Genomic DNA, 13534 nt, shown 5'->3' on the forward strand with positions numbered 1-13534 from the left:
CTAAGCCTTGAGCAACTTCTTGCGCCACTCTTCGGCACGCGCACCCTCATACCAGTACTCTCGGAGCAGAGGAATGATTTCGAGATCAACTACTTCGTTGTAAGCATCTTCGACATCTCCGGTCATGGGGAGATCACAGAAGAAGCTATGCCCGACGACAAAACCCGGTCCCAGGTCCCGATCTTCGGCGATCACTTTGTTCAATTCACTGAAGCTCTGCTTGAGATGCGAGAAGAGATCGTCTGGCATGCCCCTAGACAACATGTGGGATCTGAACTGCTCAGTCTCAAAACCAGGCATGATTGTGAAGAAGTCAAACCGGCGGCGCAGAGCATAGTCGACCAGCGCCAAAGATCGGTCCGCGGTGTTCATGAGGCCGATGATATGAACGTTTCCCGGCACATGGAAGCGTGCATCATCGTCCGTCGAGTACGCCAATTCAACCGCATAGAGCTCTGTTCGCTTATCGCTTTCAATAAGCATCAAGAGCTCACCGAAGACCTTGCTTAGATTGGCCCGATTGATCTCATCGATCACAAAGACGTATGGCCGCGCCGGATCCGCGAGCGCTCGTCGACAGAACCGCATGAAGACGCCGTCCCGCCGTTCAAATCCACTCTTGCCATCGGGCCGATAGCCTTGGACAAAATCTTCATAAGCATACGACGCGTGAAACTGAACCATGCCGACGCGATCTGATTTTAGCGATTGAGTAGCGGCTTGCGCCAATCGGCTGGCCAAGAATGTTTTGCCTACCCCTGGCGGCCCTTGCAAAACAATGTTCTTTTTCAACTCCAACCGATGGAGTACTCGTTCAAAGAACTCCCGCTCAACGAAGATGTCCTTCAACAGCTCCGCTAACGATACCTCGTTGATAGGCCGCCCATTAACCGCCTCGACTGTAGAATTGAGCGTTCGCGCGTATCGATCGATAACAGCATCCAGGCGCTCAGTCAGTTTGTTCAGTTCCAGACCGTCGGGTATGACGAAGGCAGCATCTACGAAGGAGTCACCGTAGCGTTCTGCCTCCCTTCCATACTTCTCGCGCAGGAGAACCGCCACAGCGCTCAATTCAGAAGTGTGGTCCCAGCTCTTTTCTGGTGGATTGGTTTCGCTGACGCCCAGAGCAAGGATCAGGACCTTTGCTTCTCGGTAGTAAAGTAGGACCGGATAAATACCTTCGCTTACTTTCTGGCCAGGAGCCAAGAAGGCAACCCAAGGTACTCGAGAGAAAACTCCTTGGCCAAAGCTAACCTTGACCTGAAGGCTGCGATATTCTTTCGGATACTCACTTGTTCGCAAATCTTGGCCGGCATCCGCCTGAGCCAAGAACTTGGAGACGAGATCGCCGATCAAGTCCTTCGGAACGATCGAGAAGCCGAGTTTCCTGAGGATTCTGAATGAAGCTGTATCGTCTCCTCCAGGAAACTCGTTCCGGGGTAGCTCTTTTCCCGTCGCATGTTTGTAAGCCAGCGAAAAAATAAGCTTGGGTGGATATCGCTTTCCATCTTCCACGAGGTCATATTTGGACGACCTCGCATCAGACGGCACTCCACCTGTTTGGAGCTCGTGGATCGCTTCCCGCACATGATGTATGGCTATCGCCGAACTGTCGGCTTGCCAATCCTGCTGCCAGAGCTCCCGAAGTGGGCTTCTATAATAGTCCAATTCCTCCGTGCCATATTCTTGCTCGAGCCTAGCTCTTGTTTGGCGCAGCAGCCTATCAAGCTCTACTGCCGGCAGCTTGTTAGCCTCGGAGGCTGAAATGTCGGCGAAACGCTCAGCAATCGCTCTGCGATCGCCAGCAGAAAATACCCTCTCGAATTCGTCGGGAAACAGGAGATGAAGAATCATGTGTCGGAATTGCCGCGCTTTCGCATCCGGCACGGATTGTAGCCACTCTGCGAATTCCCACGGACTGTCCAGCAGCAGAGCTTGACGATCATCGCTCAGCTGTCGAAACGAAAGAAGAAAATTCAGGCAGAAAGTTAGCTCTCTTGGTCGGTGATTGCTGTACCCAGGGCCCGCGCTCCCAATGCCGGATAGAACATCATCGGCCAGCCATTCACTGGTGGCCGGGTATGGCGACTGTGACCACTCCCAGATGCTTCTGATATTCTCGCGCTTGCGCTCCGAAGAGATGTTGCTGGGACACAACAACAAAAGCCATAGTACTTCTGCTGCCAATTGCTTGACCAGACCGGTGCATCTGCTGAGCTGATCCTGAAGTTTTGCAGAGAAGGGCCGATCAGTTTCATCAGGATTTTGAGTAAAGACCTGATCAAAAACCTGGAGGTTCGCAGTTGACCAAACCTGGTCAGCAGTGAAAATCGAATTGCCCCGTCTTAAAGCGACATCACGCCAGTTCTTCGCGGCACTCAGCGATTTCGGAGCACCTGTTGGATAAAAGCGGCTCACTGCTCCCCCTGATTTTCTGTGCTTGGCGAATCAGGCTTTTAATCTAATCGAGAACGCTTTGCTGAAACACCGCCAGCGCGGCGTGTTGAGCATCGCTGCTATACACGAGCGAAATGCGGCCGCTCGCTTCCGTTCTTAATATCAACAGGGTTTCAGTTCATGGCCGCTGCCGAGAAAGAAATCCCGCAGACCGAATTGCAAGTGCGGAGGGGGTCCGAGGCGGGATATTCTCCGACAGCGAATACGGCTTGAGCCTACCGAAGTTTTCCGGTTGAGCAGGTATCAGTCCGTATTTCCGTCGGTTGAGCGACGGAGATTCAAACTGAGTCCCCAAAAAAAGGCTATGTTTCCCGCGAAATGCCGTACCGTACGAATTTGCGGCGTTCTAGGATTCGGAGAAAATCGCGTTCTCCAGCCGCATAGACGGCCCATTTTTGGGATGACCGGCATTCTCCAACGCAAAGAAATGCACGAAAACGGCCGACTTTTTGGGCCTGTCTCCGTTTCTAGGTACGAAATCACGGGGCGAAGTGGCGGTGGGAGGGCGATTCGAACTGTCGGTACGGTTCAGTGAAAGTAACACGAGCTAAATCGCTGAGGACGGTGCATCAACTCACCTCGTGTATGGCCGACCTCTCCGCCGTTAACCTTCGTTAACGAGACCTTTTTATAGGCCACATATTTCCGGCACACGTCTCGTCGCGCGCGAGGTGCCCCGGCCTGTCCATGCCCCCCGGGGGGTAATTTTCGCAAGTCCCGTCATCCGACCCGACGCGGCTACGGCACGCGACCACTCCCGTCGCATCAGCCATAGCCAGCGAGTCCAAGAGTGAAACGTGATCTTTATGCGGAAGTGTCGGCGCGGATCATTGCAGAGCTAGAAGCCGGCGCGGCGCCGTGGATTAAGCCATGGTCCGCAACGCCCGGCGCGAACACTCCATGCAACGCAGTGACCAATCGCCCCTATTCCGGCTGCAACGTCGTTCTGTTGTGGATGGCGCAAGCGGCGGGATATCGCACCCCACGCTTTCTAACATTCAAACAGGCGCTTGAGCTGGGCGGCCACGTGCGCAAGGGCGAGCGCGGCACCAAAGTGTATTTCGTGAAGCAGCTACAGATCCAGGAAGACGCTGAAGACGACAGTGCAACGCGGCTCGTCCCCATGATGCGGGAATACGCTGTTTTCAACATCGATCAATGCGACGGCCTTCCCGACAGCGTCAGGGCAGGCAAGCCGTCGCGCGTTCGCAATCCCGACCACCGCGATGACACAGCCGACGAATTCTTGCATTCAACTCGGGCTGACATCCGCGAGGGCCACGGTGAAGCGTACTACGTGCCAAGCCGAGATTTTATCTCCATGCCGGCATTCGAGGCCTTCAACGGAGCCGATCATTTCTACGGCACGGTGTTCCACGAACTTTCGCACTGGACGGCACACAAGAGCCGTCTTGACCGCGATTTGAAGAACCGCTTCGGCTCGCGCAATTACGCGGCGGAAGAACTGATTGCGGAGCTTGGCGCCGCGTTCCTGTGTGCAGAATTTGGCTTTGATGGTGATCTCCGGCACGCCGGCTACATCGCGACCTGGATCGACTTCCTGAAGGCCGACAAACGGGCCTTCTTCACCGCCTGCAGCCAGGCGTCACGGGCTACGGACTACCTGCGTGGCATGGCGTTGGCCGAGCCGGCGGACCTCGCTGCGTGAGGCGCTGCCATGTCTCGGCCCGAAAGCGCCCATGAGGCGTTCTTCGACACAAACCCGGTGACCGGCGCCCGCATTGAGATTTTCTACGCGGATCGATCGCTGGAAAGCTTCGGATGGCGCGGCGCGGGTTGGTACTGGTGCCAGCGGCGGCGCGGATTCGCGTCTAAAGGACCCGCGATCGGGCCGTTTCCAACGAGCTACTCAGCGTATCGTCACGCCGCGATTTCGGTGGCGGTAAGCGGCGAATGCTCTACTGCCCAGACGAGCCTGAAGGCGGATGCACCACGCAAGAAAGACGCCGCCATGCTTCCATATTGCTTCCACCGCGGTTGCGTATGGAAGCATCAGGCTTTCGAGGGTTGGAAAAGCCATTGTGTTCAAATGGTTGCTGGCGCGCCCGGAACGATTCGAACGTCCGACCCTCAGATTCGTAGTCTGATGCTCTATCCAGCTGAGCTACGGGCGCGTTTTCGCGTGAGGGGCAGAAAAGCCCGGGTGCATCCGAGGAGGCTCGGAGGCATCAGCGAAAGAGCGCTCTAGCTACAGGGTCCCGGTCCGGTTGGCAAGGGTCTGGGATGGGGGGTCTCCGGGTTGATTTGAGCGGAAAGTGCGCCCAAGGCAGTGAAAGTCCGGAGTTTACAGCTATTCCGGCATACGCCTCAGGCCCGTGCGCGCTCGGTGCGGACGATCTGGAGTTCCACCGGGCGGTCGGGGATGGCGATGCGGAAGGTGGCGCCGATGGTACCCTCGACGAGGTTGATCTCGCCGTCATGGGCACGGATCAGTTCGGCGGCGATCGCGAGGCCGAGCCCGCTGCCGCCGGGGCGGCCGGACGTCTGGAACGCCTCGAACAGGTGATCGCGGGTCTTCTGGGGAACGCCGGGCCCGGTGTCGGAGACCTCGATGATCGCGACCGTCCCCTCGCGGCGGCCGGTGATGCGGATCTGCTGGGCGCCGCCGTCGGTTGCCGGACGGCTCTCCAGCGCCTGCGCCGCGTTGCGCACGAGGTTGAGCAGCACGCGGAACAGCTGGTCCGGATCGGCGTCGATCGCGAGCCCGCGCTCGATGGCGCTGATCCAGGTGATCGAGGCGTCCGAGGCAAGCCCTGCCGATTCGCGCACCTCGACGACGACGGGCTCGACCAGGATCATGCGGCGGTCGGGAGCGGCCTCCTGGGCGCGGCCGTAGGACAATGTCGACTGGCAGAAGGCGATGGCGCGTTCGAGTGAGCGCAACAGTTTCGGCGCGAAGCGCTGCACCCTGGGATCAGGGACGCTTGCGAGCTGATCGGACAGAAGCTGCGAGGAGGCAAGCAGGTTGCGCAGATCGTGATTGATCTTGGAGACGGCGAGCCCCAGCGCCGCCAGCCGGCTCTTCTGATGCAGCATCGAAACCAGGTCGCGCTGCATGTCGGAAAGCTCGCGCTCGGCGACGCCGATCTCGTCGCCGCGTTGGCTCGGCACGATGATCCGCGCCGAACTTTCGGGGTTTTCGTGGAAACCGATCAGGCTCGCGGTCAGCCGCCGCATCGGGCGCACGAACAAATAATGCAGGGCGAGATAGACCAGGCCCGCGGTGAGCCCACCGATCAGCAGCGCGACGATCAAGACGTTGCGGGAGAAGCGGTACATCGCCTGCCGCAACGGCTTCTCGTCGATCACGACCTCGATGAACTGCGCCTGGCCCGGCGCCGGTCCGACCACGCGGATGGTCTGGTCGCCATGCTCCAGCATGATCTGGAACGCATCGACGATCGCCGACCACACCGACATCTCGCGCATGTCGACGTCATGGTCGATCGCAGCCGGCAGGTCGGCGCTGGCGAGCAGCCGCCGCTGCTGGCCCATCTTGATCGCCACCGCACGGGCGCCGATGCTGGTCAGGATCTGGCGCGCCAACGATTCCGGGACATAGCCGGACGGCGCGGCATCGAGCACCAGCGCCGCGGTGTTGGCCGCGGCCAGCCGGTCGTTCAGCCGGTTCATCCGGAAGTTGGCGATCGCGGGCACATAGATCAGCATCCCGGCGATCATCACCAGGGGGATCGTGAGCAGCAGAAGCTTTCCGGACAGGCCAAGCCGGTACACCGGCTGCGCCCGAGACTTCTCCGTCGTCGGCTGATCGTCGGTCACTGACACGATATAGGCCTTCTTTGGCGCATGTTCAGCATGCTGCCGTGCACCATCGCCGGTCAAATTACGGATCGCTAATGTAAGCCGGTTCCATGTGCCCCGGATGCAGCCGGCTAACGCTGGGCCACATAGACAACAACCCCACAGAATCAGGACTATTTCCGCGAATTACGACCTTTCGAAGAACCGCTTTTGCCGCGCTGGCCGACATTGACGAAAAGGAGGCGCTCCCGTATAAGCCGCGCAAATTGTCCGCGATGGCCCGGTTTTGCCGGGGGCGGCTCATTTGGGGCCGCGAATGGCCCATTCTGGGCCAGCCAGCATCATCGGACCTATCTCAATTCATCGGCAGATTGCCTGTTCAGCGGAGAACGACCCGTGAAGCGGACTTATCAACCCAGCAAACTGGTGCGCAAGCGCCGCCACGGCTTCCGCGCCCGTCTCGCCACGGCCGGTGGCCGCAAGGTCCTCGCTGCGCGCCGCGCGCGTGGCCGCAAGCGTCTGAGCGCCTGAGCCCGGGCGTCTTCCGGAGATTCTAAATGGATCGGCTAAGGCAGCGGGCGGACTTCGTCGCCGTTGCCAATGGCGCGCGGGCGAGCAGCCCGGCCTTTGTGCTGCAAGGCCGCGCCCGTGATGATGACGGCCCGATCCGCGTCGGCTTCACCGTCACCAAAAAGAACGGCACCGCTACCGAGCGCAACCGCATCCGGCGCAGGCTTCGCGCGCTGATACAGCGGCTCGACGTCATACCGATGCGGCCACATCATGATTATGTGTTAGTCGGCCGCCGGGATGCACTAACCCGCGACTTCGCGGCCATGCTCGACGACCTCCGCACAGCGCTCCGCCGCCTCGACCGGCAACCGGCCAAAAGCGGCCGCAGCCAGAATAATATAAAGAGCGGCGGCAACCGGAATTGAATGACGAGACCTTGAAGAGATGACCGACAACCGCAACACCATCATCGCCGTCATTCTGTCCGGCCTGGTGCTGATCGCCTGGCAATATTTCTACAACGTGCCACAGATGGAGAAGCAGCGCGCGCAGCAGCAGGCGCAGACTGAACTGCAGAAGCAGCAGACGCCGCCGGCGCAGCAGACAACCCCGGGCACCGCGCCGCAGCCGGGATCGGCGCCTTCGCCTTCGAGCGCGCAACCGGCCTCCGGCGCGCCGGTCGTCAGCCGCGAAGCCGCGATCGAGTCCAGCCCGCGCGTCAAGATCGACACGCCCACATTGTCCGGCAGCATCTCGCTGAAGGGCGCGCGTATCGACGATTTGTCGCTGGAGAAATTCCGCGACACCGTCGACCCGAAATCACCACCGATCGTGCTGTTCTCGCCGTCGCAGACCGCCGCGCCCTATTACGCGGAATTCGGCTGGGTGCCGGCGACCGGCGCCACGGTGCGGATGCCCGACGCGACCACGGTGTGGCAGCAGGAGGGTTCCGGCGCGCTGACGCCGACTAATCCGGTCACGCTGAAATACGATAATGGCGAAGGCCTGACCTTCCGCCGCACGATTGCGATCGATGACCGCTATCTCTTCACCATCAAGGATGACGTCACCAATGCCGGCAGCGCCCCGATCACGCTCTATCCCTACGCGCTGATCTCGCGCCACGGCACGCCGCAGGTTTCCGGCTATTACATCCTTCATGAAGGCCTGATCGGCTATCTCGGCGATCATGGCCTGCAGGAATTCGGCTACAAGAAGATCGACGACGCCAAGCGGGTGAACTTCAGCGCCACCGACGGCTGGCTCGGCATCACCGACAAATACTGGGCTTCCGCACTGCTGCCGGACACCTCCGCCAAGCTGCAGGCGAGCTTTTCCTCCGATCTGGTCAACAACAACAGAAGGTACCAGACCGATTATCTGCTGGAGCCGCAGACCGTCGCGGCCGGCGCCACGGTCACCGCCAATGCGCGGCTGTTCGCCGGCGCCAAGGAAGCCGGGGTCGTCGGCATCAACTTCCCGCTTGGGCCGGGCGGCTACAACCGGCAGCTCGGTCTCAATCATTTCGATCTGCTGATCGACTGGGGCTGGTTCTACTTCATCACCAAGCCGATGTTCCTGGCGCTCGACTGGTTCTATCGCCTGTTCGGCAATTTCGGCGTCTCGATCCTGCTGGTGACGGTGATCGTGAAGCTGTTGTTCTTCCCGCTCGCCAACAAGTCCTACGCCTCGATGGCGAAGATGAAGTCGATCCAGCCGCAGCTTGCCGCGCTGAAGGAGCGCTATCCGGACGACCGGGTGAAGCAGCAGCAGGAGATGATGGAGATCTACAAGAAGGAGAAGATCAACCCGATCGCGGGCTGTCTTCCCATCGCGCTGCAGATCCCGGTGTTCTTCTCGCTCTACAAGGTGCTGTTCGTCACCATCGAGATGCGGCACGCGCCGTTCTTCGGCTGGATCAAGGACCTGTCGGCGCCGGATCCGACCAACCTGTTCACCCTGTTCGGCCTGATCCCGTTCGACCCCACCACGATCCCGGTGTTCGGCCATTATCTCTGGCTCGGCATCTGGCCCATCATCATGGGCATCACGATGTGGTTCCAGATGAAGCTCAATCCGACGCCGCCGGATCCGACGCAGAAGATGATCTTCGACTGGATGCCCTTGATCTTCACGTTCATGCTGGCCGGCTTCCCGGCAGGCCTGGTGATCTACTGGGCCTGGAACAACCTGCTTTCGGTGGCGCAGCAGAGCTACATCATGCACCGGAACGGGGTGAAGGTGGAATTGTTCGACAATCTCAAGGCCACCTTCGCGAAGAAGGCGACGTAGCGCCGTCATTGCGAGCGCAGCGAAGCAATCTCCATGCCTCAGCAAGTGGCGCTATGGATTGCTTCGTCGCTTCGCTCCTCGCAATGACGAAATGAGATCTTTCCCACATGACCGCCGAAACCGATGCGGAGCTGATCGAAGCGGGGCGAAAACTGTTCGCCGGCGACTGGCACTTCATCTGGGCCGCGCCGTCGATCGAGACGCTGCCGCCTATGGCGGGGCTCGAGGTTGCCTTTGCCGGTCGCTCCAATGTCGGCAAGTCGAGCCTGATCAACGCGCTCACCGGCCGCAGCGCACTCGCGCGCACCTCGCACACACCCGGACGCACCCAGGAACTGATCTTCTTCGAAGGCCCTGAGAAAGCGGGCTTCCGTTTGGTCGACATGCCCGGCTATGGCTATGCCTCCGCACCCAAGGCAAAAGTCGCGTCCTGGACCGCGCTGATCCATAAATTCCTGCAGGGCCGCGCCACCCTGGCGCGGGTCTATGTTCTGATCGATGCCCGCCATGGCATCAAGGATGTCGATCTCGATGTCCTGAAGACGCTCGACAAATCGGCCGTCAGCTACCAGGTGGTGCTGACCAAGGCGGACCAGGTGAAAGCCTCCGAACTCGCCGCCCGCATCGAAGAGACCGCGGCCGCGCTGGCGAAACACCCCGCCGCCTTTCCGGATGTCTTGGCGACCTCCTCGCGCACCGGCACCGGCATGCCGGAATTGCGTGCCGCGATGGTGCGCCTGCTCGAAGAGCGCCGCGGATGAACAGCCTGCATCGAATCCTACTGGTCCTGGCCGGCATCATGGGCGCCTGTGGCGTGATGCTGGCGGCCGGATCCGCCCATCTCGCCGATGCGACGCGGCTTGCAGCCGCCTCGTCGATGCTGCTGTTTCATGCCAGTGCGGTGCTCGGGGCAATCGCCCTCGTCGGGCGCGGCTTGCTGAACCGCGCGATCGGGACTGTTTCAGCGATCGGCTTCGTCATCGCCGCGTCATTGTTCGCCGGCGATCTCTGCCTGCGCCAATATGCCGGTCACGGCCTGTTTCCAATGGCCGCGCCGACCGGCGGGACGCTGTTGATCGTGAGCTGGCTGGTGCTGGCGCTTGCGGCAGCATGGCCACATCGGACTTAACCCTTCTCCCCTTGTGGGAGAAGGTGGCGTGGACGCAGTCCACGCCGGATGAGGGGTCTCTATCCGCGGAGACAGACCCCTCACCCGGCTTCGATGCTTCCGCATCGAAGCCCCCTCTCCCACAAGGGGAGAGGGTGAACAGCGCTTTGCGCCTCGCGCGCCAATCAGATAGAACCGCGCCCGACGCCGCTTTCTGGGAATAGCGAGACCCGCTCCATGACCGACACGAAGATCAGCCCGCTCGACCAGGCCCGCATCCTGTCCGAGGCGCTGCCGCATATGCAAGAATATGACGAGGAAACTATCGTCATCAAATATGGCGGCCATGCCATGGGCGCGGAGGATACCGCCAAGGCGTTTGCGCGCGACATCGTGCTCCTGGAGCAGACCGCGATCAATCCGGTGGTCGTGCATGGCGGCGGGCCGCAGATCGCGACCATGCTCAAGCGCCTCGGCATCCAGTCCGAGTTCGCGGCGGGCCTGCGCATCACCGATGCGGCGACGATCGAGATCGTCGAAATGGTACTGGCCGGCTCCGTCAACAAGCAGCTCGTCGGCTATATTAACGAGGCCGGCGGCAAGGCGGTCGGCCTCTCCGGCAAGGACGGCAACATGGTGAAGGCGTCGAAGACGACGCGCACCATGATCGATCCGGGTTCCAACATCGAGAAGGCGATCGATCTCGGCTTCGTCGGCGAACCGGAGAAGGTCGACCTGACGCTGCTCAACCAGCTCATCGGCTATGAGCTGATCCCGGTGCTGGCGCCGCTGGCGACATCAAAGGACGGCCAGACGCTGAACATCAATGCCGACACCTTCGCCGGCGCTGTGGCCGGCGCCTTGAAGGCTAAGCGCCTGCTGCTGCTCACCGACGTGCCGGGCGTGCTCGACAAGTCCAAGAAGCTGATCCCGGAACTATCGGTAAAGGATGCGCGCAAATTGATCGCGGACGGCACCATTTCCGGCGGCATGATCCCGAAGGTCGAGACCTGCATCTACGCCCTGGAGCAGGGCGTCCAGGGCGTCGTCATCATCGACGGCAAGACGCAGCATGCGGTCCTGCTGGAGCTGTTCACCGATCAGGGGACAGGCACGCTGATCCATAAGTGACCAGGTCCTACTATTCACCGTCATGGCCGGGCTCGTCCCGGCCATCCACGTCTTTTCAGCAGCAACCGCGTGCGAAAGGCGTGGATGCCCGGGCCAAGCCCGGGCATGACGAGGCGAGGGTGAGGAGATCGCGCCGGTCCCTTCTAGCTCAAGTGCTGATGGCGGTGCCGGCCGCGGCGCTTTCGTTCTTGCTTTCCTCCGCGCCGGCGCGCGCCGACCTGAAACTCTGCAACCGCATGAGCTACGTGGTCGAGGCCGCGATCGGGATCGACGACAAATCGGCGACCGCGACGCGCGGCTGGTTCCGCATCGATCCCGCCGCCTGCCGCGTCGTGGTGCAGGGCGCGCTTACCGCCGACCGCGTGCTTCTGAATGCGCGCGCGCTCGGCGTCTACGGCGCCTCGCCAATCCCGCAAAACGGCACCGACACGCTCTGCGTCGCGCAGGACAATTTTGCCATCGCCGCCGCCCGCCAGTGCCGCAGCGGCCAGACGCCGGCGCAATTCACGCAGATAACGCCGACCCAGTCCGAGGACGGCAACCTCGTCGCCTATCTCGCCGAAGGCTCCGAATATGACGAGGAGCAGGCGCGGCTTGCCGGCATCCAGCGTTTGCTCGTGATCGCCGGCTATGATGCCGCGCCGATCGACGGCGTCGACGGGCCGAAGACGCAAGGAGCGCTGTCGGCATTCCTCAAGAGCCGCGGCCTCTCCAGCGACGTCGTGCAATCGCCGAATTTCTTCACCACCATGATCGATGCCGTGCAGAAGCCATCCGCGACCGGACTGACCTGGTGCAACGACACGCCGCACAAGATCATGGCGGCGGTGGCGACCGACGACGGCAAGGCCGTCACCAGCCGCGGCTGGTATCGGATCGATCCCGGCAAGTGCCTGCATCCCGACGTCACCGGCCAGCCGAAGCAGATCTTCTCCTTCGCCGAAGCCGTCGATGCCGAGAACCGCACCATCCGCTTGAAGGACAGGCCGCTAAACTGGGGCGGCGCGACGCAGCTCTGCACCCGCGAGAGCAAGTTCGAGATCGCCGAGCAGGGCGATTGCGCCACCCGCGGGCTGGCCGCAGTCGGCTTTGCGCCGGTCGACATGACCAGCGGTGGCAAGACGCTGCGCTTTGCGATGCCGTGATAACATCAGCCGTCGTCCCGGCGAAAGCCGGGGCCCATAACCATAGGGTTTAGTGATATGCGAAGCTGTAACTGCTTGCTCGCGCCACAACACTTCCCTGTGGTTATGGGTCCGCGCGCCCCGGGCGCAATTGCGCCCTAGGCGGGGACGACGCGTTGAGAGAGTGGTGAAAATGTCCCGCGCCTTCGACCATATCGACACCTGGGTGTTCGACCTCGACAACACGCTGTATCCGCATCACGTCAACCTGTGGCAGCAGGTCGATGCGCGGATCGGCGAGTTCGTCAGCAACTGGCTGGGCGTCACGGCGGAAGAAGCCCGCCGCATCCAGAAGGACTATTATCTCCGCTACGGCACCACGATGCGCGGCATGATGACCGAGCACGGCGTCCGCGCCGACGACTACCTCGCCTATGTCCACCAGATCGATCACTCGCCGCTGGAGCCGAACCCGGCGATGGGCGCCGCGATTGCAAGGCTGCCCGGCCGCAAGCTGATCCTGACCAACGGCTCGACCGACCATGTCGGCGCGGTGCTCGCGCGTCTCGGCATCGGCGCACATTTCGAGGCGGTGTTCGACATCATCGCCGCCGAGCTTGAGCCGAAACCGGCGCCGCAGACCTATCAGCGCTTCCTGGCGCTGCACGACGTCGATCCCGCCAACGCCGCGATGTTCGAGGACCTCGCGCGCAACCTGGTCGTGCCGCATCAGCTCGGCATGACCACGGTGCTGGTGGTGCCCGACGGGACGCAGGAAGTCGTGCGCGAGGACTGGGAGCTCGAGGGCCGCGACGCCGCTCATGTCGACCATGTCACGGACGATCTGACGGGGTTCTTGCAGAGGCTCACGTAGCTCTCCCCGTCGTCCCCGCCTAGGGCGCAATTGCGCCCAGGGCGCGGGGACCCATATGTGGACGGCCCCCGTGGCACAAGAGCTTTTGAGGTGATCGGATCGCTTGCATCCATATGTCCGGCCTGTTTGATGCGATCGGATGATCGCTGGCCAAGATGGGATGCGCGAGGCGAGCTCCAAACAACCTGGCGACCTGCTGGCGGCCAATGGGTCCCACGGAATGTCTCGCCTCGTTGATTGATCGATCGCTCC

Annotated in this window: 11 protein-coding genes and 1 tRNA gene; 9 read left to right on the forward strand and 3 right to left on the reverse strand. The window is 61.4% G+C overall.

Features of this window, described 5'->3' with window-relative positions; all coding sequences use genetic code 11:
• Positions 1-2418: an MrcB family domain-containing protein gene (locus tag ACZIRK_RS33510; RefSeq protein ID WP_474418912.1), complete on the reverse strand. Its 2418-nt coding sequence runs from the start codon at positions 2416-2418 to the stop codon at positions 1-3.
• 829 nt (positions 2419-3247) lie between these two features.
• On the opposite strand from ACZIRK_RS33510, the gene ACZIRK_RS33515 reads away from it, so the two are divergent.
• Positions 3248-4126: an ArdC family protein gene (locus ACZIRK_RS33515; RefSeq protein WP_130226090.1), complete on the forward strand. Its 879-nt coding sequence runs from the start codon at positions 3248-3250 to the stop codon at positions 4124-4126.
• Positions 4127-4515: 389 nt separating this feature from the next.
• Here the strand turns inward: ACZIRK_RS33515 and ACZIRK_RS33520 are convergent.
• Positions 4516-4592: transfer RNA gene (locus ACZIRK_RS33520), tRNA-Arg, on the reverse strand.
• A 193-nt stretch (positions 4593-4785) separates the two neighbouring features.
• A complete protein-coding gene (locus ACZIRK_RS33525) occupies positions 4786-6264 on the reverse strand; it encodes a sensor histidine kinase (protein WP_130226089.1) in 1479 nt (492 codons plus the stop codon).
• A gap of 372 nt (positions 6265-6636) precedes the next feature.
• Here ACZIRK_RS33525 and rpmH point away from each other — a divergent pair, with 372 nt between their 5' ends.
• From rpmH to ACZIRK_RS33565, 8 genes are all read left to right on the forward strand, one after another.
• Positions 6637-6771: a 50S ribosomal protein L34 gene (gene rpmH / locus ACZIRK_RS33530; RefSeq protein WP_008542748.1), complete on the forward strand. Its 135-nt coding sequence runs from the start codon at positions 6637-6639 to the stop codon at positions 6769-6771.
• 26 nt (positions 6772-6797) lie between these two features.
• Positions 6798-7178, forward strand: coding sequence for a ribonuclease P protein component (rnpA, locus tag ACZIRK_RS33535; RefSeq protein ID WP_130226088.1), 381 nt, complete (start codon positions 6798-6800; stop codon positions 7176-7178).
• Between the two features lie 19 nt (positions 7179-7197).
• Positions 7198-9045 carry a membrane protein insertase YidC gene (gene yidC, locus ACZIRK_RS33540; RefSeq protein WP_130226087.1) on the forward strand — a complete coding sequence of 616 codons (1848 nt, stop codon included), beginning with the start codon at positions 7198-7200 and terminating at the stop codon, positions 9043-9045.
• Positions 9046-9152: 107 nt separating this feature from the next.
• Positions 9153-9806, forward strand: a complete 654-nt coding sequence (gene yihA, locus ACZIRK_RS33545; RefSeq protein ID WP_130226086.1) for a ribosome biogenesis GTP-binding protein YihA/YsxC — start codon at positions 9153-9155, stop codon at positions 9804-9806.
• Complete coding sequence (locus tag ACZIRK_RS33550) at positions 9803-10174, forward strand: DUF423 domain-containing protein (RefSeq protein WP_130226085.1); 372 nt, start codon at positions 9803-9805, stop codon at positions 10172-10174. The genes yihA and ACZIRK_RS33550 overlap by 4 nt, the downstream gene beginning before the upstream one ends.
• 216 nt (positions 10175-10390) lie before the next feature.
• Positions 10391-11284, forward strand: coding sequence for an acetylglutamate kinase (gene argB / locus ACZIRK_RS33555; protein ID WP_028167331.1), 894 nt, complete (start codon positions 10391-10393; stop codon positions 11282-11284).
• A 158-nt stretch (positions 11285-11442) separates the two neighbouring features.
• Positions 11443-12429 (forward strand): DUF1036 domain-containing protein, encoded by a 987-nt coding sequence (locus ACZIRK_RS33560; RefSeq protein WP_474418913.1) that lies wholly within the window; start codon positions 11443-11445, stop codon positions 12427-12429.
• A 163-nt stretch (positions 12430-12592) separates the two neighbouring features.
• The gene (locus ACZIRK_RS33565; protein ID WP_165435227.1) at positions 12593-13282 is read left to right on the forward strand and encodes a pyrimidine 5'-nucleotidase; all 690 of its coding nucleotides are present in this window, start codon (positions 12593-12595) and stop codon (positions 13280-13282) included.
• The last annotated feature ends 252 nt before the right edge of the window (positions 13283-13534 follow it).

It is taken from the genome of Bradyrhizobium sp. Leo114, from assembly GCF_055229415.2.

Coding starts and splice junctions, on each gene's coding strand:
- rnpA (WP_130226088.1), top strand. CDS start 6,798: ATGGATCGGCTAAGGCAGCGGGCGGACTTCGTCGCCGTTGCCAATGGC.
- yidC (WP_130226087.1), top strand. CDS start 7,198: ATGACCGACAACCGCAACACCATCATCGCCGTCATTCTGTCCGGCCTG.
- yihA (WP_130226086.1), top strand. CDS start 9,153: ATGACCGCCGAAACCGATGCGGAGCTGATCGAAGCGGGGCGAAAACTG.
- ACZIRK_RS33550 (WP_130226085.1), top strand. CDS start 9,803: ATGAACAGCCTGCATCGAATCCTACTGGTCCTGGCCGGCATCATGGGC.
- argB (WP_028167331.1), top strand. CDS start 10,391: ATGACCGACACGAAGATCAGCCCGCTCGACCAGGCCCGCATCCTGTCC.
- ACZIRK_RS33560 (WP_474418913.1), top strand. CDS start 11,443: ATGGCGGTGCCGGCCGCGGCGCTTTCGTTCTTGCTTTCCTCCGCGCCG.